Origin of the sequence: Chitinophaga niabensis (assembly GCF_039545795.1) — a bacterium.
Lineage (GTDB): Bacteria > Bacteroidota > Bacteroidia > Chitinophagales > Chitinophagaceae > Chitinophaga > Chitinophaga niabensis_B.
Genome location: NZ_CP154260.1, coordinates 5506344 through 5526930, shown reverse-complemented (window position 1 = coordinate 5526930; position 20587 = coordinate 5506344). Strand labels below are relative to the sequence as shown.

At 45.9% G+C, this 20587-nt stretch carries 18 protein-coding genes; 10 read left to right on the top strand and 8 right to left on the bottom strand.

Features of this window, described 5'->3' with window-relative positions; all coding sequences use genetic code 11:
* Nucleotides 1-97: 97 nt before the first annotated feature.
* Nucleotides 98-1642, bottom strand: a complete 1545-nt coding sequence (locus tag AAHN97_RS21880; RefSeq protein ID WP_343304224.1) for an SUMF1/EgtB/PvdO family nonheme iron enzyme — start codon at nt 1640-1642, stop codon at nt 98-100.
* Between the two features lie 204 nt (nt 1643-1846).
* Here AAHN97_RS21880 and porU point away from each other — a divergent pair, with 204 nt between their 5' ends.
* The 7 genes from porU (at nt 1847) to AAHN97_RS21845 (ending at nt 11567) form a co-directional block, all read left to right on the top strand.
* Nucleotides 1847-5173 (top strand): type IX secretion system sortase PorU, encoded by a 3327-nt coding sequence (porU, locus tag AAHN97_RS21875; RefSeq protein ID WP_343304223.1) that lies wholly within the window; start codon nt 1847-1849, stop codon nt 5171-5173.
* A 118-nt stretch (nt 5174-5291) separates the two neighbouring features.
* Nucleotides 5292-6458, top strand: a complete 1167-nt coding sequence (porV, locus tag AAHN97_RS21870) for a type IX secretion system outer membrane channel protein PorV (protein ID WP_343304222.1) — start codon at nt 5292-5294, stop codon at nt 6456-6458.
* Between the two features lie 109 nt (nt 6459-6567).
* On the top strand, nt 6568-7050 hold the full coding sequence (ispF, locus tag AAHN97_RS21865) for a 2-C-methyl-D-erythritol 2,4-cyclodiphosphate synthase (protein WP_074242174.1): 483 nt from the start codon (nt 6568-6570) through the stop codon (nt 7048-7050).
* Between the two features lie 17 nt (nt 7051-7067).
* A complete protein-coding gene (gene dut / locus AAHN97_RS21860) occupies nt 7068-7511 on the top strand; it encodes a dUTP diphosphatase (protein ID WP_343304221.1) in 444 nt (147 codons plus the stop codon).
* Nucleotides 7512-7513: 2 nt separating this feature from the next.
* Nucleotides 7514-9268, top strand: coding sequence for a tetratricopeptide repeat protein (locus AAHN97_RS21855; RefSeq protein WP_343304220.1), 1755 nt, complete (start codon nt 7514-7516; stop codon nt 9266-9268).
* Between the two features lie 23 nt (nt 9269-9291).
* Complete coding sequence (locus AAHN97_RS21850) at nt 9292-10107, top strand: DUF4292 domain-containing protein (RefSeq protein WP_343304219.1); 816 nt, start codon at nt 9292-9294, stop codon at nt 10105-10107.
* A gap of 53 nt (nt 10108-10160) precedes the next feature.
* Nucleotides 10161-11567, top strand: a complete 1407-nt coding sequence (locus AAHN97_RS21845; protein ID WP_343304217.1) for a murein hydrolase activator EnvC family protein — start codon at nt 10161-10163, stop codon at nt 11565-11567.
* A gap of 125 nt (nt 11568-11692) precedes the next feature.
* Here AAHN97_RS21845 and AAHN97_RS21840 read toward each other — a convergent pair whose 3' ends face one another.
* The 3 genes from AAHN97_RS21840 to bshA all read right to left on the bottom strand — a co-directional run bounded on the left by AAHN97_RS21840 (nt 11693) and on the right by bshA (nt 14535).
* Entirely contained in the window at nt 11693-12544 is an 852-nt protein-coding gene (locus tag AAHN97_RS21840) for a nucleotidyl transferase AbiEii/AbiGii toxin family protein (RefSeq protein ID WP_343304216.1), read from the bottom strand.
* On the bottom strand, nt 12541-13182 hold the full coding sequence (locus AAHN97_RS21835; RefSeq protein WP_343304215.1) for a type IV toxin-antitoxin system AbiEi family antitoxin domain-containing protein: 642 nt from the start codon (nt 13180-13182) through the stop codon (nt 12541-12543). Before AAHN97_RS21835 ends, AAHN97_RS21840 begins: the two co-directional genes overlap by 4 nt.
* Nucleotides 13183-13326: 144 nt before the next feature.
* On the bottom strand, nt 13327-14535 hold the full coding sequence (bshA, locus tag AAHN97_RS21830) for an N-acetyl-alpha-D-glucosaminyl L-malate synthase BshA (RefSeq protein ID WP_343304213.1): 1209 nt from the start codon (nt 14533-14535) through the stop codon (nt 13327-13329).
* Between the two features lie 62 nt (nt 14536-14597).
* Between bshA and AAHN97_RS21825 the strand changes: the two genes are divergently transcribed.
* A complete protein-coding gene (locus tag AAHN97_RS21825; protein ID WP_343304212.1) occupies nt 14598-15971 on the top strand; it encodes a M20/M25/M40 family metallo-hydrolase in 1374 nt (457 codons plus the stop codon).
* An 8-nt stretch (nt 15972-15979) separates the two neighbouring features.
* The gene (locus tag AAHN97_RS21820) at nt 15980-16375 is read left to right on the top strand and encodes a hypothetical protein (protein WP_074242183.1); all 396 of its coding nucleotides are present in this window, start codon (nt 15980-15982) and stop codon (nt 16373-16375) included.
* Nucleotides 16376-16412: 37 nt separating this feature from the next.
* Here the strand turns inward: AAHN97_RS21820 and AAHN97_RS21815 are convergent, their stop codons facing one another.
* Together AAHN97_RS21815 and AAHN97_RS21810 are read right to left on the bottom strand one after the other, a co-directional pair.
* Nucleotides 16413-17123 carry an SAM-dependent methyltransferase gene (locus AAHN97_RS21815; protein ID WP_343304211.1) on the bottom strand — a complete coding sequence of 237 codons (711 nt, stop codon included), beginning with the start codon at nt 17121-17123 and terminating at the stop codon, nt 16413-16415.
* Nucleotides 17107-17886 carry an EI24 domain-containing protein gene (locus AAHN97_RS21810; protein ID WP_343304209.1) on the bottom strand — a complete coding sequence of 260 codons (780 nt, stop codon included), beginning with the start codon at nt 17884-17886 and terminating at the stop codon, nt 17107-17109. The genes AAHN97_RS21815 and AAHN97_RS21810 overlap by 17 nt, the downstream gene beginning before the upstream one ends.
* A gap of 91 nt (nt 17887-17977) precedes the next feature.
* On the opposite strand from AAHN97_RS21810, the gene AAHN97_RS21805 reads away from it, so the two are divergent.
* On the top strand, nt 17978-18589 hold the full coding sequence (locus AAHN97_RS21805; protein ID WP_343304208.1) for a DNA-3-methyladenine glycosylase: 612 nt from the start codon (nt 17978-17980) through the stop codon (nt 18587-18589).
* Between the two features lie 48 nt (nt 18590-18637).
* On the opposite strand, the gene AAHN97_RS21800 is transcribed toward AAHN97_RS21805, so the two are convergent.
* Complete coding sequence (locus AAHN97_RS21800; protein WP_343304207.1) at nt 18638-19654, bottom strand: PorP/SprF family type IX secretion system membrane protein; 1017 nt, start codon at nt 19652-19654, stop codon at nt 18638-18640.
* A 229-nt stretch (nt 19655-19883) separates the two neighbouring features.
* Nucleotides 19884-20537, bottom strand: a complete 654-nt coding sequence (gene upp / locus AAHN97_RS21795; RefSeq protein WP_343304206.1) for a uracil phosphoribosyltransferase — start codon at nt 20535-20537, stop codon at nt 19884-19886.
* Between the last annotated feature and the right edge of the window lie 50 nt (nt 20538-20587).

The following is a 20587-nucleotide window of genomic DNA, read 5'->3' as shown; positions in this document are numbered from 1 at the left end:
TCGGTCGAATTTTTTTTATGCTTATTGGGAGCGGCGGAATAAAAAAAAGGCCGCCTCAAAACGAGACGGCCAATAAGTAAGTATGGAGAGAATGTAATTATCTCTTCTGACGTTGCTTCTTGAAAGTATTACCAGTCTTGAACTTATTACCCTCAGGAGACCCCACACGGTCCATCGCACAACGGAAACCAACAGTATTAGTCGCCATATCCTCCTGCATAAACCTACGCGAACCAGGAGACAACCAATAAGCCCTGTCATTCCAGCTACCCCCCTTGACCACCCGGGATTTATCATTCACCAGCGAAGTAATACCATAACCATATTCAACAAGAGAAAGAGAGTCACCATCCAGGTAGTTGATCACATCCCCTTTCTGATAGTTCAACCGGCTTGCACTTTCCTCATCAGTAACATCCCGCATCTTCAGCATACCCAGGCTATCCTTCTCAAACTCCTTCTCAGCATTTTGATAAACAGTCTGGAATTTGTTACCCCGGAAGTAGTTGAAGTCATCACCATCAATGGTAGTCAATGGTCTGTAAACGTCATTCACCCACTCACTCACGTTACCGGACATATTGTAGATACCAAAAGTATTAGGGAAGTAAGAAAGAACAGGAGCAGGAATCGAGGCTTTATCGTTCAGCCCGCCAGCCATACCCATGTTATCACCGGAACCGCGTTTGAAGTTCGCCAGGAACTGACCTTGCCAGTTACCGCGGCGGATATCCCTCAAACCACTGTTATTAGTACCCCAGGAATAGATCTGTTTGTTCATGATCAGCTCTTCCCCACGTTTTCCTTCTTTCTTGGAGGGATTCGGGTTCTGACCAATATAGCCAAGCGCTGCATATTCCCACTCAGCTTCTGTTGGGAGCCGGTAGTTAGGCAACATGATACCATCTTCGAATTGAGCACCACGTGGAGAACCATCCGGATTAGCAAATTGCTTCTTAGCGGATTTGGTCATTTTACCGGGCGTACCTTCATACAGACCAGCCATGTAAGCCTTACTGTCGAATGTATTGTCATCTGCCTGGTTCATGATATCTGCTTTGGAGAGGAGACCTGCATCCATCAGCAGTTTTTCATTCACACGGTTGGAGCGCCATTTGGCATAGTCAGTAGCTTGTTTCCAGCTAACACCTACAACCGGGTAGTTATTATAAGCAGGGTGGCGGAAATAGTACTCCACCAGCGGCTCATTATAGGCCAACTCGCTACGCCATACCAGGGTATCCGGTAAAGCATTGCGGTAAACGTCAGGGAAGGATTCGTAGTACATGCGGTTTAACCAATACAGGTACTCACGATAGTTGATGTTGGAAACTTCATTCTCATCAATATAGAAGGAAGAAACCGTGATACGGCGGGGAATGTTGTTCCAGTCACCCATTACGTCCTGCTCAGTAGCGCCCATGGCGAATGTACCGCCCTGAACAAACACTAAACCAGGGCCAGTGAACTGGTCCTTTGCTTTAGCAACGGAAAAACCACCCATTTTTGGGTCGTTATAAGCCCAGCCGGTGGCGGAAGATGATTCTTTTTTCTTACCAAAAAGACCACCATTCTTACAGGCCGACATCGACATTAATACGCCGGTGCCGAGGATCAAGGATAAGGAGGTTAATCTGCGCATGCAAAAACAGCTTTTATTAATTCAATTTAGGTATTCAAATATAGTAAACGCAAATGTAATCTTTTTTATTTTATGGCAAAAAAAATTAATCTATAACATTATGCGTTTAATAGCTATCCGGGGAACCTCGCCATAATCTGCTGGTTGTGAAATATCCCGGGATAATATTAGGTTTGTGATAAATATAAAACCCTGCCATATTTTATGTTCTTCCGCCGCTCCGTTCTTTGTGCTTTTATTTGCCTGCTTTGCTGGCAGGGCAAGGTTTTCAGCCAAAGGACCTATGCTTCCCGCTCCGTTCTGGCAGATGGCAACTGGTATAAATTAGCGGTAAAAGAACCCGGCGTTTATAAAATAGACATCCCGCTGCTCAATACCATGGGCATTTCCACCACTAATCTCGCTTCCTCCCAGATCCGGTTATTTGGCAACGGTGGCCGGATGCTTCCGGAAGATAATGCCCAACCCCGGCCTGACGATCTCCTCCAGAATGCGCTTGCCGTAATAGATGGGGGTGACGGTTTATTAAACGGTAGCGACTACGTTTTATTTTACGCGCCCGGCCCGCATTCCTGGCAAAATAACCAGCATGTACAGAATCTGTACGCGGATTCTGCCTGTTATTTCCTGAACATCGCACCTGGCGGGCTTCGCATGACAACAGATAATGCCAGCCCCGTCCCAAATATGCAAATTAATTCTTTTGATTTTCGGGCTTTTTATGAAAAAGACCTGGTGAACCTGCTCTCCAGCGGAAAAAACTGGCTGGGCGAAGAGTTTAACAACGTTACACCGGAAAGGAATTTCACTATTCCATTGCCCGCCAGTGGTTTAACGGATATAAATGTACATTTTCGCGGCGCCGCCAGAACTACCAGTGGTTCCCGCTTTGAAATATCGATGAATAGTGCGCAGCTCGGCAGTCTTTCTGTTACCCCGGTTTCAGGAAATATCTTCGACACCTATGCTACTATTGCCGATGGTACCTTCAATGCCAACGGCCCCGCTAATTTTAATATCAAATACGTTGGCAATGCCGGTGCAAAAGGCTGGTTGGATTATATAGAGATCTTTGGAAGAACTGCACTCAGCTTACCAACTGAAGGCCTGCTCCATTTCCGCGATTCCCGCAGCCTGGGAAGGATAGGAGAGTTCCTGATCAGCCAGGCCAACGCACAAACACAGGTATGGGATATCACAGATCCCATCAAACCCATCTCCATCGCAACTACTTTGAATGGCAGCACTTTACGTTTCACAAGAGATGCTGCAACACTGAAAGAATACATCGCATTTTCCACCACCGCCAAACCAGTTTATGTTGGTCCGGTACCCAATCAAAACCTCCACGGCGGCGGCCCCACAGAAATGCTGATCATTACCGCCGGCAGTTTGCGTTCGGAAGCTGTACGTTTAGCTGCTTATCACCAGGCCAGGGTGGTGAATGTGGAAGAGATCTATAACGAATTCAGTTCCGGTATCGCAGATCCCACTGCCATCAGGGATTTCGTGAAGATGCAGTATGACCGTCATGGTATAAAGTACCTGTTGCTTTTTGGCCGTGCCTCTTTTGATTACAAGAACCGTATGGCTAATAATACCAATATCGTACCCACCTGGCAAAGCCTGGCCTCCTTTCACGGCATCAATTCCTACATGTCAGACGATTACTTCGGTTTCCTTGACAATACAGACGATATTGCCGGAAACCCCTTGCTGGACGTAGCGATCGGCCGATTGCCGGTTAAGAATATCACCGAAGCAGCCAATGTAGTGGATAAGATCTTAGGGTATCATTCTCCCAAAGGTTTCGGCGCATGGCGTAATGAAATGACCTTTGTGGCAGATGATGAAGATGATAACCTCCACCTGGAAGACGCAGAAAAAGTAAGCAATATCATTGCGCAGGAACAACCGCAATACAACATCAGCAAGATCTACCTGGATGCCTTTCCGCAAGTTGCTGATGCTGGCGGAAGCCGCTACCCTGCTGCAAATGAAGCCGTCAATAATAAAATGTTCAACGGCACCCTCGTTTGGAATTACACCGGTCACGGAAGTTTTTCCCGCCTCGCGGAAGAAGCCATTCTCGAAGAATCTTCTCCCAACAACTGGAACAATGCCAACCGCCTGCCCCTGATGGTCACTGCCACCTGCGATTTCGCCTCCTTCGACAATCCCAATTTCAATTCATTGGGAGAGCAATTATTGAACAGGAAAGAAGGAGGTGCCATTGCCCTGATGACCACCACCCGCGCAGTGTTTGCATTCTCCAACCTGGTGATGAACTCCAATTATTTCCGCCTGGCATTTCAACCCGGTGCTGGTAATAAAATGCCCACACTGGGAGAAGGCGCTATGCTGGCCAAAAATGAAACCTACGCCAACTTCGGCGATATCATTAATAACAGGAAGTTCCAGCTGCTGGGCGATCCTGCACTCAGCCTCGCTTTCCCTAAATGGAAAGTATACACGGATTCCATTAATGCACAACCCGTTAGCAGTACAGATACCCTCAAAGCACTGGGGAGATATACTATAAAAGGAAGTGTAAGAGATGCCGCAGGCCTTATCAGAACAGGATATAACGGCAGCATTGTGATCACCGTTTTTGATAAACCCGCCGGTAGAAGTACCAGGGGCAACGACCCTACCAGTCGTGCTGTAGTATATGAGCAGCGGGACCGGATCCTCTATAAAGGCACCCAGCAAGTCAGCAATGGCAGGTTCAGCTTCACTTTCGTTGTACCTAAAGATATTGCACAAACCGGCGGGGATGGAAAGATCAGCTATTACACCTCCAACGAAACCGAAGATGGTAGCGGATTTTACAGTGGTATAGCCGTAAACGGTACCGCCACGGAAATACCCCCAGATAATAAAGGCCCTGTGATCAAAGCCTGGATGGACAGTGAAGCTTTCAGAGATGGAGGTATCACCAGCGAAAATCCTCTGCTACTCCTGCATTTACAGGATGAAAACGGTATCAATGCCACAGGGAATGGCATCGGCCATGATATCATTGCCATTTTAGACGACAGCACCCGTTATTACGTGATGAACGACTTTTATGAAGCCATCCCGGGAGATTTCAGGGAAGGGAAAGTGCGTTTTCCGCTGGCAGGACTATCTCCCGGAAAACATACCCTCACCATCCGTGCCTGGGATACATATAATAATTCTTCTACCATTAACATCCATTTTACGGTTGTGCCCAAAGCCACGTTGGCAGTGGAAAATGTAAGTAATTACCCCAATCCTTTCCGCCAGCAGACCCGGTTTGTGTTTTCCCATAATCAACAAGAGGCTGATCTTGATGTGGTTATCCGTATATTTGCTGCCACTGGCCAAATCGTACGCACAATCAGGAGCACAATAAATGGACAAACTGCCCGTTATGATGGCGTTCCATGGAACGGAACCACGGATTCTGGAGTAAAAGTAACCCCTGGCATCTACTTTTATCAAATCGCAGTGAAGAACAGATCGGGTAATGAAAAAGTGTTTGGTGGAAAGCTAATATTGTTATAATTTACACATTATTAAAACAGTATATTTGATGTGTAGATATAATGCGTTGCGCTCCCTTTACTTGAATATTATAAATTAGACATTATTTTTACATTTAGCTAACTAAACTAAGTATTGCATGTTTTCTAGGATAACAACTGCTGTGGTTTGCATTTCTTCCCTATTCCTTGTTCAGAGCGCCTCCGCTCAGATCAATACTGACGACAGGGATGGGAGAGTAAATGCCATCAATACGGCCGTTCCTTTTTTACGCATTTCCCCCGATGCAAGAAGTGGTGCAATGGGTGATGTGGGGATTGCCCTCTCACCAGACGCCAATTCAGTATACTGGAATCTTTCCAAACTTCCCTTCGCTCCTAAAAAGGCCGCTGTGGCCGTTACATATACCCCCTGGCTGAAAGAGCTGGTTAGTGATGTTTTCCTCGCCCATCTGAGTGGTTACACCCAGGTAGACGAATTCTCTTCCATTGGAGGTTCCTTACGTTATTTCTCTCTTGGTGATATTGAATTCAGAGACCTGGCCGGTACCAACCAGGGAAATTTCCGTCCAAGGGAATTTGCAATAGACGCAGGGTATGCCCGCCGTTTAAGCAATCATTTCTCTTTGGCTGTAGCACTCCGCTATATCCATTCCAGCCTGGCTTCCGGCCTTACGCCTGAAAACCAGCCCATCCGTCCGGGACGTGCAGTAGCTGCTGACCTTTCAGGATTCTACACTAAGGATTTTGAGAAAGACGATGGTCTTAAGAATACTTTCAATTTTGGTTTTGCCCTCACTAATATCGGTACCAAGATCTCCTACACACAATCTGCACAGAAAGATTTCCTCCCCACTAACCTGGGCCTCGGTACTTCTTATACCTGGGGATTGGATGAATACAACAAGATCAGCCTGGCATTGGATATCAACAAACTCATGGTGCCCAGTCCAAAAACAGACAGTACCTATCCTAACAAAGGAGTACTGGAAGGAATGTTCTCCTCTTTTGGCGATGCCCCCGGCGGTTTTAAAGAAGAACTGCATGAGCTGATGTATTCCCTGGGTGCGGAATACTGGTATAACAACCAGTTTGCCGTAAGAGCAGGATACTACAATGAACATAAAACCAAAGGCAACCGCAAATACTTTACGGCCGGCCTCGGTGTGAAATATGATATTTTCGGGCTTAATTTCTCCTACCTCGTACCCTCTGGTACCGGCATACAGAGAAATCCGCTGTCTAACACCCTTCGCTTCACCCTCACGTTCGACCTGTCGCGCGATGATCGGGATGATGCGAATTAGATCAGTATCTTTGCCATAACAGAATATAGATCTTAATAAATCCTCCGTTGCTAAGGAGGATTTATTATTTTAGCCTGTTCCCGCTGAGAAGGGAGCATAAATTAACATTATGACCAAATTAAGGATTGGATTAGGGGTGGATTTTCACCAATTGGTACCGGACCGTGATTTCTGGCTGGGAGGCATCTTAGTGCCGCACCATAAAGGAGCGCTGGGCCACAGCGATGCCGATGTTTTATTACATGCTATCTGCGATGCCCTGCTGGGTGCAGCCAGCCTTGGAGATATCGGCGTACATTTTCCCGATACGGATCAGGCTTATAAGAACATAGACAGTAAAATACTGCTGAGCCGCTGCCGCGAACTGATCGCAGAAAAAGGATATTTTGTGGTGAATGTAGATGCTTCATTATGTTTACAGGCTCCCAAGATCAAACCCTACGTTCCGCAAATGCAGGAAGTGATCGCACAGCTGTTGGGCGTTACCACAGAAGAAATATCCATCAAAGCTACTACCACGGAGAAATTAGGATTCGTAGGAAGGGAAGAAGGTGTGGTGGCTTATGCAACCGTACTGCTGGAAAAACAATAACCGTTAACTTTGTTCAAATGCATAGTATTCAAGTAAAGATCATCAATCGTTCGGAGAATCCGCTTCCTGCATATGCTACGGCTGATGCAGCAGGAATGGACCTGCGCGCAAACCTGGAAGCCCCCATCACCATGCAGCCGCTGGAACGTACACTTGTTCCCACCGGCCTGTACATGGAGCTGCCTTCAGGATATGAAGCACAGATCCGTCCACGCAGCGGCCTCGCCATCAAACAAGGCCTCACACTGCTGAACACTCCCGGCACGATTGATGCAGACTATAGAGGAGAGATCAAGATCATTATGATCAATCTCTCCAATGAACCACAGACCATCCAGCATGGAGACCGTATCGCACAAATGGTAGTAGCACCCTTTTTGCAGGCTAAGCTGGAAGAAGTGAAAGAATTAACCGATACTGAGAGAGGAACGGGTGGTTTCGGCCACACCGGTAAATCCTGATAATGCGCATAGGTGTAATCGCTATAACAGTTGCAGCCGGCCTTTTAGCCGCAGCATGTGGAAGTCAGAAAAAAGTGACGATCACAGTGAATAGTGCTGTGCAACAACAACTGCAACAGGAAGTACTGGCGCAACGGGCAGACAGTCTGTTCTTTGCCGCACAACGCTCTAAAATGCTCGGCGATTATAAAACAGCCATTACGCAGTATTCCGACTACATCCGCTACAACCGCAACAACGCCACCGTATATTATGAGCTCAGCCGCCTCTTTACGGAAGTACGCAATCCCTCCTATGCATTAGGTTTTGCACGCCGTGCCGCAGCCATGGACACTACCAATAAATGGTTCCAGATGTCCCTCGCAGATGCATTCACCATGAATGAGATGTTCGACAGTGCTGCATATATCTACGACCGCCTGGTACGCCAAAGCCCGCTGGACGATGATCTGCTTTACAACAAAGGCATGTCCCTTTCCAAAGCCAAACGTTACTCGGAAGCATTGCAGGTGTTCGATAGCCTGGAAAGCAGAGTAGGTGTAGTGGAAGAACTCGCCTATCAGAAACAACGCATTTTCCTAAGGCTGGATATGGTAGATAATGCCACCAATGAGATCCGCAAACTTATTCATCAGCAACCCGCCGAACTACGTTATTGGGTAATGCTCGCAGATACTTACGAAGCCAGCGAACGCATCCCCGAAGCCAAAGCCGTGTATGATACCATCCTCAAACAGGATCCCTATCATCCCCGCGCATTGATTGCCATGGCTAATTATGAGAAGAAGAACGGTAATGAACCAAAATACCGCGCGCATCTTATCAAAGCATTCAGCAATCCGGATTATAGTATAGACGAAAAAGTATCCTTCGTATATCCTTACCTGCAAATGCTGGAAACAGATACCACCAAAAGAGAAGAAGGTATACTGCTCACACGCCTCATTGTGGAATCACATCCCAATGATCCCAAAGCATATGCCCTCAGGGCAGATATGTTCTCCCAGGCAGACCAGCCGGATAGTGCATTGGTGAACTATAACAGATCCATCCAGCTGGACTCTACCCGATTCAGCGTATGGTACCAGCTGATGTGGTTATATTCCCGCCAGGACCGCTCTGATTCATTGCTGCGTGTAAGCCGCCACGTTATAGAACAGTTCCCGAAAGAATTCATGGGATATTACTTTAACGGCCTGGCCAACTATTTCAAACAACGTTACGATGCTTCTATCACCTCCCTCAATACCGCACTGACTATTGGCGGAGAGAAGCGGTTTGTGGCAGATGTATATGCCCTGCTGGGAGATGCTTATCATGCTATGGGCCTGCATACGCGCAGCGACAGTAGTTATGATGTTGTACTCACCATGCGGCCCAGAGACCATATCGTTATGAATAACTACAGCTTTTACCTCTCTATTCGCGGAGAAAAGCTGGATAAAGCAGAACAGCTCAGCCGCCGTTCCCTGGAACTGAAGCCGGATAGTCCTACTTACATGGACACCTATGCCTGGATCTTATTCAGGCTCGGTAAATACCAGCTGGCAAAAGAATGGATCGAGAAAGCCCTGCAAAATCCGGACGCACAGCAGGATCCGGATGTATTGGAGCATTATGGAGATATCCTTTTCAACCTGAACGAAAAAGATAAAGCCGTACAATACTGGCAGCTGGCCAAAGCAAAAGGTGCTAATTCAATCGGCCTCGCCAGGAAAATTGCAGAAAAGCGTTACATCAAGAGTGTTGATCGTTGAGATCGAAAAAATTATACACGTAAATGAAGCAGAAAGCAGTACTACAGATTGTTGCATGTTTGGTCAGCCTGGCATTGTTCTCCTGCCGATCTACCAAAATAACGCGCGCCACTTTCCCGTCAGACACAACGGCCAGAAGTACTGATTCCCTCACTAAGGAAAAAGAACTGGCACTGGCAAAAACGATCCTGGACAAGATTAAAGCCAACCGCATCCAATACAGATCATTTTCAGCCGAACTGAAAATGGACTATGAAGATGACAAAGGCAAGAAAATGAATAACCTGGGTGTGAACATCCGTATGCAGTACGACAGTGTGATCTGGGTCCGCGTGGCCGGTCCGCTCAATGTAGAAGGCGCCCGCATCCTCATTACGAAAGACAGCATCAAGATCGTCAACAAACTGGAAGGCACCGTTACTTTACGCAGTGCCGCCGAAGGCCAGGAACTCCTCAAACTTAAAATGGATTTCTCCACCCTGCAGGACCTGATCATCGGCAATGCCGTTTTTCTCTCTGATTCCATTTCCAACATTGTTACTACACAATCTGTGATATCATTTGCCTCCTCGCAACCCGGCCTCACCAGTCTCTTCAACATTTTTGCAGACGACTACATCCTGCAGCAATGTAAGATCACCGAACCGGATGCAGGCCGTACAGGCGAACTCACTTATGGTGATTATAAAGTAGTGGATGGCCGGAAGATAGCCTTCCAGCGTAAGATCTATGTGGAAGATAAGAATGTGGTGAAGGTAGCGCTGGACTTTAAGAAGATGGTGTTTGATCAGCAGGAAAGTTTTCCTTTCCCTATCTCACCCCGATATACCCGGCAGTAAACAATTTCGTAGTATATTTATCGTTATAATCACTAATCATCAAAATGGTGCAATTGAAAAAGTTTATCCCTGTTTTATTGTTGGCTTTGGCCCTCATGCCGGCTGTGCTGAAAGCGCAAAGCAACCAACCTACGCGGGAAGAACTGGAGCGGCGGAAAAGGGAGTTGCAGAAAGAGATGGACGATGCCCAAAAATTGCTGAGCGAAACCAAAAAGACCAGCAAGGAAAGTTTGGCGCAATTACGTGCATTACGTAATAAGATAGATGTGCGTACCCGTATGATCCGTAATATCAATGAAGAGATCAACTTCATCAACGGAGATATCAACTCTGCACTGCGTGATGTGAAAACGCTGGAGAAAGACCTGGACACCCTCAAACAACAATACGCCCAGCTGATCGTTGCCGCCTACAAGAACCGCAGCTCCTATGCCATGCTCAACTTCGTTTTCTCGGCAGACAGCTTTAACGAAGCCATTAAAAGATATCAATACCTCAAACAATACCGCGATTTCCGCAGACGCCAGGCAGATAACATCCTGGTAACGCAGGAGCAACTGAAAACAAAAGTGAAGAACCTGGAAGATCAGCGCGTAAAACGTTCCTCCACCCTCAAAACAGAAGAAGAGCAACGGCTCACCCTGGAAAAGGACAGGAAAGAAAAGGATGAGGTGGTATCCAAACTCAAAGGCCGTGAAAAAGAATTGCTGCAGGATATTAATGAAAGGAAGAAAGCCCAGAAAAAAGTACAGGACGCTATCCGCCTGGTGATCCGGAAAGAAATTGAAGATGCCCGCCGTAAAGCAGAAGCAGAAGAACTGGCCCGTAAAAGGGCTGCCGATGCAGAAAGGAAACGCAGGGAAGATGAACGTAAACGTGCTATTGCAGCTGCCAATGAAGCCGCTAAAAATAACGCTGCCAATAATAATCCAACAGTAGCTACGCCACCACCTCCGCCACCTGCAGAAAAACCGGTAGTAGCAGAAAATAAACCATCCCGTGTATTGAATGTGCTGGAAGCTTCTCCGGAAGCTGCCGCGCTATCAGACAACTTCGCCGCCAACAGGGGGAAACTCCCCTGGCCCGTAGAGTCCGGTCTCATTATCGGCTATTTCGGCAAACAGAAAAATGCGGATATGGAACGGATCACGGAAGAAAATGATGGCATGATCTTCGGCACCCGGAAAGGAGGTGCCGTAAAAGCGGTATTTGATGGCGAAGTAAGAAAAGTATTCTCCATTCCCGGCGCCGGCTTTGTAGTAATGATCCTGCACGGTCAGTATTATACCAATTACGTAGGACTGCAAACGCCCGCCGTAAAAATGGGCCAGAAAGTAAGAACTGGCCAATCCATCGGCACTGCGCGTAACAATGAAGATGATTCAATGGGAGTGATAGAAGTGCAGGTGTTCAAAGGCGGGGCCTTACAAAATGCGAATCAGTGGTTTAAACCAAGATAAAATCAAAAAGGGGGTGTCTCAAAAGTAATTTGATGAGCTTGAGAAGCGCGTAAACGAAAATCCTCTCCATCAGGTACCCGAGTAAAATCGAGTTAAAATTACTTTTGAGACACCCTCTTTTTGCTTTATATAATTTTAAGTTTTTTGACGAGTTCGTGGAAGTAAGCGGCGCTCCAGATATCCAGTACTTTGGGGTCAGGAATGAAACGCCGGATATCAGCTTTCACCATATCGAAATTAACTGCATCAATTTTCGTCTTTAATAATTCCCTGAACTCATCTTTCGTAATGGTTTCCTTTTCCCAGCTTCCGCTGTCTTTTGCTCTTAATAGAAAATGCTGAAGATTTAGCGGCTCTCCTTTCTTAATATACCACTCCATATCAAACCAGTCACGCCCCTTTACATTGTTTTTCCATTTGCGGAATAATAAAGCATGCATTTTTCCGGCAAAGAGGTCAGGTATAGTAAAGCATTTTACAAAAAATGAAAAAGGCTTTGTTAGAAGCTTTTCTTCAGTTTGAAAACCCAACGGAGGTTGTGTGTCTACTTCAATCTTAATGATAATATTGGCTTTTTGCCCGAGTTCTATTGGCCCTATAACGTTTTCCAGCACCAATTCTTTCCAGATGGTTTCCGATTTTAAAAATGCAGATTCAATATTATTGGGATTCACTTTTTGTTTTTCTCTCACAGATACTATCATACCTGCTGCTTCAAACTCAATAAGTATAGCCTGTAAGTATTTTTCCAGTGAAAAGTCCGGATCAACTTTCAGGAGTGAAAAATCCAGGTCTTCAGAATAACGGTTGAGATCATAAAGTATCCGTAAGGCCGTGCCACCATAGAAAGCGGCTTTCTCAAAGAATCCGGCACGCTGCAGCCCGGCAAGAGCAATTTCCTGCATGATCTCGCGTAAAGCAGATAATGCTTCGGCCTTATTTGCAGGCTTATAACTATCTAACCATTCCTTTATCATAAGTTGTGAATTGTTCTAATAATGTATGCAAGGCTTTCCTCTTTGGGTGAATCTTTAATCCATTCATCCATCATCGTGAGGTTCATCTCTTTTAAACCAAATTCATTCATTCGCAGGTCATCGAACAGATAATGCATAGCATCTCTTTTGCTTCTTATTTGCAATTTCTTTGTAGTAACAATTTTATCGAATAATGCCTTTTCCGGACAAGCCATCAATACACGTTGATTCGTTGATACTTCAACCTGCCGGATACCAAAACTGTAATAAGGGAATGGTAAGTGGGCATAACTGAACCTGCCAATTAGCGTAAGGAATTCCCGCGAGGTTTTGAGTGTTACAGAAGTTATTTCATATACACGCTCTGGTATCAATTCATAATAGGATAGTGCACTGTCTATTGAAACATAACTGGGGCCTAGTAAATGATTAGCCAATAAGAATGGTTCAGGATTTTTACGGATACCCAATGCACTACCTGTTACATATAATCCCTTCTTTACGGGCGTAAGCACACCCTCTTCCACAAGAGAGTTGATTTTATCATTAGGCCGCTTATATTCCTTTAATATAGACACTAACAATTGGTGTGTTAAAGGCTGATCTGCATATGATCTGATGGCATGCAAAATATCCATATCATACTGTATTTTTATGAATGGATAATCGGAAATAATCGATTATCTCATCACAAAATTACAATTTTATCTTCAGAATTGTATAAAAAAAGCCAGATAATCGGTTATTTCCGATTATCTGGCTGTAAAATTACAGATTTGCGTCTACTTCGTCACCAGCGACTGCTGCAACACATCCTCATACAAGGCCTCATACTGCGGAATGATATTATCTATATGAAACCGCGAAGCCTGTTTAAGGGCACCAGCCCTCAAATGTGCCAGTAACGCCGGGTCTTTTAAAATATTGATAGCATGTGCAGCCATGGTATTTACATCGCCCACCGCACTGCTATATCCTGTTTCCCCTTCAATATTGATCTCCGGTAAACCACCCGCATTGGAAGACAATACCGGCACCTGTGATGCCATCGCCTCCAGCGCAGCCAGACCAAAACTTTCATATTCAGAAGGAAGGATGAACAGGTCACTGATAGACATCACGTCTTCCAGCTGTTCCTGCTTACCAACAAAACGAACATCATCGCAGATCCCGAGCTCGCGGCACATGCATTCGATCATGGGCCTGTCCGGTCCATCACCTACCAGCAATAGTTTAGCAGGCATCACATCCCTCACCTGTTTAAAGACCTTCACTACATCCGGTACCCGCTTCACTTTACGGAAGTTGGAAACATGGAGTAAGATCTTTTCACCGTTAGGGGCAATGGCCTGGCGGAAATGTGGTAATTCCTTACGGGCAAAACGGGCAATATCCACGAAGTTGTAGATCACTGAAATATCCTTTTCAATAGGAAAGAACTTAAAGGTTTCGTCCCGCAGGTTATTGGATACTGCCGTGATGGCATTGGATTCGTTGATAGAGAAGGTCACTACCGGAGCATAGGTTTTATCCTTGCCCACCAGGGTAATGTCCGTACCATGCAAAGTGGTGATGAATGGTATATGGATGCCTTGTTTTGCTACGATCTGCTGCGCCATATACGCAGTAGAGGCGTGTGGAATTGCGTAATGTACATGTAACAGGTCCAGCTTCTGATTCAGGATAACATCCACCATCGTACTGCTTAAAGCACTTTCATAAGGTGGGAAATCAAAAAGCGGATAAGTAGGAACCTGTACTTCGTGGTAATAGATATTGGCATGAAACCCATTCAATCGCACGGGCTGCTGGTAAGTAATAAAATGTACCATGTGCCCTTTGTCTGCGAGTGCTTTTCCTAATTCGGTTGCCAACACACCGCTACCCCCATAAGTAGGGTAGCAAACGATTCCTATGCGCATCCCTGATGTGGATTTTGTGAGTTGCAAAGGTAAGTAAATATAAATTCCCGGCAGAATGAGCTCTGTCATGCCAGCTTCATTTGGGGTTGAGTGGTGAATTAGTTAGTTTTATCGGAAATCTGGATCGCTATATGAAAAAGCCAATTTTAGCCTTATTAACCTGCTGCATAGCGCAGCTTTCCTGGGCACAGCAGGAGGACTCCCTTACCATCCGCCGTTTCGCAGACGAGGTGCTCACAAATGGCACCGCCTACGAAAACCTGCGCGTTTTAACCAAAACCATCGGCGGAAGGCTGGCCGGTTCACCACAGATGGTGAAAGCGGAAAAATGGGGCGAAGCCGCGCTGAAGGCTGCCGGAGCAGATAAGGTCTACTTCCAGGAATGCAAAGTACCACATTGGGTAAGAGGAGAAAAAGAGCAGGCCCGGATCATTAGCATGCGCCGCGATTTTGTTCCGCCACTGAATATCCTGGCCCTGGGTAACTCTGTAGGGACTGGTACAAAAGGGGTTACAGCTCCTGTTATTGAGGTAAGATCATTTGAAGAACTGGAGCAGAAAAAAGACCAGATCAAAGGAAAGATCGTCTTCTATAACTATCCATTTAACAAAAAATTCATCAAAACTTTTTATGCCTATGGCGATGCCGTACGTTTCCGGGGCCAGGGTCCCAGCCGTGCATCCAAATATGGTGCACTGGCAGTGATCGTACGTTCCATGAGCCACAGCACGGATAATAACCCTCATACAGGCAGTACCCGTTATAATGATTCTTTCCCCAAAATAGCAGCAGTAGCAATTGGTCTCAAAGATGCAGAAGTGCTCAGCAAAAGGATCGCCAACGATCCCGGCATGAAAGTCTTTTTACGCACCACCTGCCAGATGCTGCCTGACACCATTGGCCATAACGTAATAGGAGAGCTGCGCGGCAGTGAATTCCCGAATGAATTCATCACCGTAGGCGGCCACCTGGATTCATGGGATGTTTGCGAAGGCGCGCATGATGATGGTACGGGATGTGTACAGTCCATTGAATTATTAAGATCATTCAAAGCAACGGGCATCCGCCCTAAACGTACCATCAGGGTAGTGCTGTTTGCCAATGAAGAGAACGGTTTACGCGGTGGCGCCAAATATGCAGAAGAAGCAAAAGCAAAGAACGAAAAACACATCTTTGCCCTCGAAAGTGATGCCGGTGGCTTTACGCCAAGGGGTTTCACTACTTCCATGGAACCTGAAAAACTCCGTAAGATCCAGGGCTGGTCTGGTTTATTCCTTCCTTATGGCATTTATGATTTTTCAGAACCAGGCGGCGGGGCAGACATTACGCCCATCCATAATCAACTGGGCACGCCCATGGCTGAACTTTCTCCCGACTCCCAACGTTATTTTGATATTCATCACGCCGTTTCTGATAACTTTGAGGCAGTGAATAAAAGAGAATTAGACCTGGGAGCAATAGGAATGGGCGCATTGGTATACCTCATTGATAAATACGGTTTATAAGAATCATTATGAAAAGATTTGTATTCATTACAGTAACGATCATCCTGGTCATCCTGGCCGCTATCTTCTTCTATCGCTACTACTTTGTTTTTGGCCGCGGTACCAAGTCCGGAGAGCTGAACTTTTTTGTACAGAAAGGATATATCTGGAAAACATACGAGGGCAAACTCATTCAGACCGGCTTCAAACCACAGAACCTGGGTGGTGTACAATCCAACGAATTCCAGTTTTCCGTGGCGAATGAAAAAGTAGCACAGCAGCTGATGAGCGCAAGCGGTAAATTGCTGGAACTGCATTACAAAGAATACCTGGGCGCATTACCCTGGAGAGGATACAGTGCGTTTATTGTAGATAGTGTGATCTCTGTTACAGATCCAAACACCATGAAGAAAGTACCCTTCTGATAAAAAAAAAGAGCGTCCCGGTGGGGACGCTCTTTTTTTACTGCGCATACAGCAGAAATATCGCGGGCCGCTTATGGAAATCAACTCCTTCCTGTTTCTTCCACTGCCCTATACTTTGTGTGCGGATATATTCCGTAGGTCCTGTAAGGTCCACCGCCACACAAAAAAGTGTTTCGTTCTTACAGTTTGCCAGCACATCCTTAATGATAGGATTATTCCGGTAGGGCGCTTCTATAAATAATTGTGTCTGTTTATCCCGCGCAGAAACAGCTTCCAGTTCCTTAATAGCTGCTGCACGCTCCGGAGGTTTTACCGGGAGATAACCCACAAACCGGAAGTTCTGCCCATTCATGCCGGAAGCCATCAGGGCCAGCAGCATGGAATTGGGCCCTACCAGGGGAATTACGGCAGCGCCTACACTATGCGCCACCTGTACGATCAGTTGACCGGGATCAGCAATGGCAGGACAACCCGCTTCACTGATCACACCAATGGAATGCCCTTCCTGCAATAATTTCCGGGCAAGCGTAAGATCAGGCGCCTGGTTTTCATTCATCAGGTGCAGTTGCAAAGCATCAATATCTATCGTTCTGTCCAGCGCTTTCATGAACCGGCGGGCAGTACGTTCATTCTCCACAAAGAAGATTTTCAATTGCTGAATAGTGCTGGTGATGTAGGCGGGTAGCGTAAAAAGTGCATCCGCACTCAGTACGGTTGGAATAAGATATACTTTACCGGGTTGGGGCATTAGGTAGTTTTTGTTGTTGTAAATGAATAGTAGCGGCAATCACAGCATAACAGGGTGCTAATACCCAGCCAAGGATGGGGATGAACATCATCAGGTAAAATACCACACCGTTTCCAATGGCCATGCCTTTGTGCTGGCCAATATAGTGGATACTCTGCCCCATTGTCCATTGGCGGCGCTCAAAGCTATAATCCATCATCGAGAAACCGAAATAATAACATTCCACAAATAGTGCGATCAATGGCGTTAACCATCCCAGGATAGGAATGAAAGCCAGTATAGCAATAACAAGCATAAAAACCGTCTGGTACAACAGGTTCCTGAAAGATAAACGGATACCGCGCACAACGTCTTTTAGCAATTGAGGAAAGCTGAAAGGGAAATCCTTCTTTTGGATGATCGACTCTGTTTTTTCAGAGAGGTATGCAAAGATGGGGGATCCAACAATCAGGAAAAGATATTTGAAGAAGGAAAAATACATGAGCAGAAAAACCATCCGCACCGCAAAGCCCACCAGCAGGAACAGGAAGTTCACCCATCCGTTCTGCAATTCTTCTATCCAGGTTTTAAGTGTCAGCAGGTTTAATACATAATCAATGAACACGCCGGAATAATCCCACACGAAATAAATGCCCGTTACAAACAGGATGCAATAGATAATGCCTGGAATGATGATCCACTTCCATAAACGGTGCTGTGTAATAAACTGATGCGCTTTGCCGTATGATTGCACTGCGCCTAGTACTTCTCTTAATGAAAACAACGGTCAGGTTTTAGTATGACAGTAATAAGGTACGCAGGAGTAAACTTGGAACAACGAATGTAACGCATCTAAATTAATAATATTTTGCAGCATGGTTAAACTGAATGCTTCATTTTATGAAGACAATAACGTTTTGAGGGTAGCAAAACGTTTACTGGGAAAGTTGCTGGTAACAGAAATTGATGGTGTGCGCACCTCCGGCAGGATCGTTGAAACCGAAGCCTATGCAGGAGCTACGGACAGAGCCTCCCATGCCTGGAACAACCGCCGCACTGCCAGAACGGAGGTAGCATATGCCCCCGGAGGAGTAGCATATGTTTATTTATGTTATGGGATCCATCACCTGTTCAATGTGGTCACTAATTTGAAGGATGTGCCGCATGTGGTACTGGTACGTGCCCTGGAACCCATTGAAGGAATTGATCATATGCTGGCACGCTGTGGCAAAATAAAACTGGATACCACCCTTACCGCAGGGCCCGGAAGCTTATCCAAAGCATTGGGTATCACCACTGCACTTACAGGAGAAAGTTTGCTGGGTAATAAATTGTGGATAGAAGACGCGCCCGATCTGCCAAAATCCGCTATTGAAGCCGGTACGCGTGTGGGAGTGGCCTATGCTATGGAAGATGCCTACCTGCCCTACAGGTATTTCGTTAAGGGGAATAAATGGGTGAGCAAAGGAAAGGGCCTGAAAAGATAATGGCCGGAATTGCTTCCGGCCACCCATAATCATGTATACACCAGGTTATTAAAACTTGGGACAAAGTGTTCCGTTCTTTTTGTTGTCGTTTTTAGTGCGCACATAGATAACGGAAATCTCTGTACCACCACGATAATTAGAGGCCGGTTTCAAAGTAGAAACGTTCAGGTCATAGCTCAGCCCCACTTTGAAGCTGTTAAATTCCAGCCCGATGTAAGGATTGATCGCATCTTTCAGGCGGAACCAGGCACCGAGGTAAAAAATAGTAGGAGCATCTTCCATATCATTCAGCATAAAGCCGTAAGCTGCTCCCATAGTGGTTTCCACAGCCTGGTTCTGACGCATGTAATGCGCGCTGAAGTGTACACGGTTACTGCCATTCACCGGAAAAGATCCACCACCATGTAAAGTATAACGATAGCTGAGGCGGTTATTATCCTGGTCCAGGAATGTTTCAGTAGGTTGTGTAAAATGGTAATAAGATGCGCCGAGATAAATATTGGAGGACTCTCCTACAAGACCACTGTACAACAAACCAACATTGTAATCCATGTAAGAGATAGAAGGATTGGTGATGGTTTCTCCGCTGGGCAGAGAAGGATCATAACCATTATCATTGATCTGTTGCTCGAAAATTAATTTGCTCTGGTCTACTCTCTTCTGAGAGAAAGCAGCCTGAAGACCAATACCCAGCGTGTGATTCCCTTCCACATCCAAGCCTTTGTGATAAGCAGTGCTCACGGCCACATAGTTGGAATTCAATGCACCGGCACCTGTTTTATCATAAAGTGCAAGGATGCCCACACCCCATGTATCTGTATAAGAGATCGTATTTTTTAAAATCCCGAAATCCGCTGCCAGGGTACCTGTAATGTATGGAGAGGCAATGCTGCGCCATTGTGAACGATAGTTACCTGAGAGACGAAGATCACCTGAAAAGTAGCCGGTGAATGCTGGGTTCAATGTAAGCGGAGACGCGAAAAATTGCGTAAAATGCGGGTCCTGCGCTTTAGCAGAACTGACGGCATAAAAAGCTATGGTTAATAGGAGTACAAATTTCTTCATTTCGCCAACGGTTAAAATATATAGGGACACTATACGATGTGAAGGTAAAGAACATATTTCATATTTCAAATTAAATCTATATAACATAAATTCTTCGTCATAATAGATTTAAAATGAATGCTTAAGGGAAAATGCCGGTCTGCGCTGATTCGGTCGATTATGATATAACGTAGCAGGGCGAATATTATTGGCACTGCTGTTAATTAAAACGTTAGAACGACCCTGTTTGTTACTGTTGCAGCTTGGTTCCGAAAGCAAGGTCCCCTGCATCGCCGAGTCCGGGAACAATGTACCCTTTTGCAGTGAGTTCATCGTCAATGTCTCCCGCCCAGATGCTGATATTGGCATCTGCATTACGTTGCACGTATTCAATTCCAATAGTGCAGGCAATGGCGGTAACAATATGAATGTGACTGGGTTTTCCAAAACTCATCAGGTGATCGATGGTTTTAACGAGAGAGGCCCCTGTTGCCAGCATAGGATCTGAGAGGATGAGTACTTTATCATCCAGGGGAGGGCAGGATACGTATTCCAGGCTGATCTCAAAAGAGCCGTCCCGGTTATGTTTACGGTAAGCGGAAATATAGGCGTGGTCTGCTTTATCGAAATAATTCACCAATCCCTGGTGCATGGCCAGTCCTGCTCGCAGGATGGTGCCCAGTACAGGCTGATGTTTGATAATACCGCAGTTGGCTGTACCCAGCGGAGTTTCTACCTCCTTATCTGTGTACAAGAGTGTTTTGCTGATCTCGTAGGCAGCTACTTCTCCAAGCCTTTCCAGGTTGCGGCGGAAGCGCATCCGGTCTGCCTGTACTACTTCATCCCTGATCTCACTCATCCAGTCGCCTACCAGCGAATTGGTATCACTCAGATTTATTATCATATACCAGCCCTTTTTTACCGGGCCAAAATAGCACTTTTTCGTTTACGATG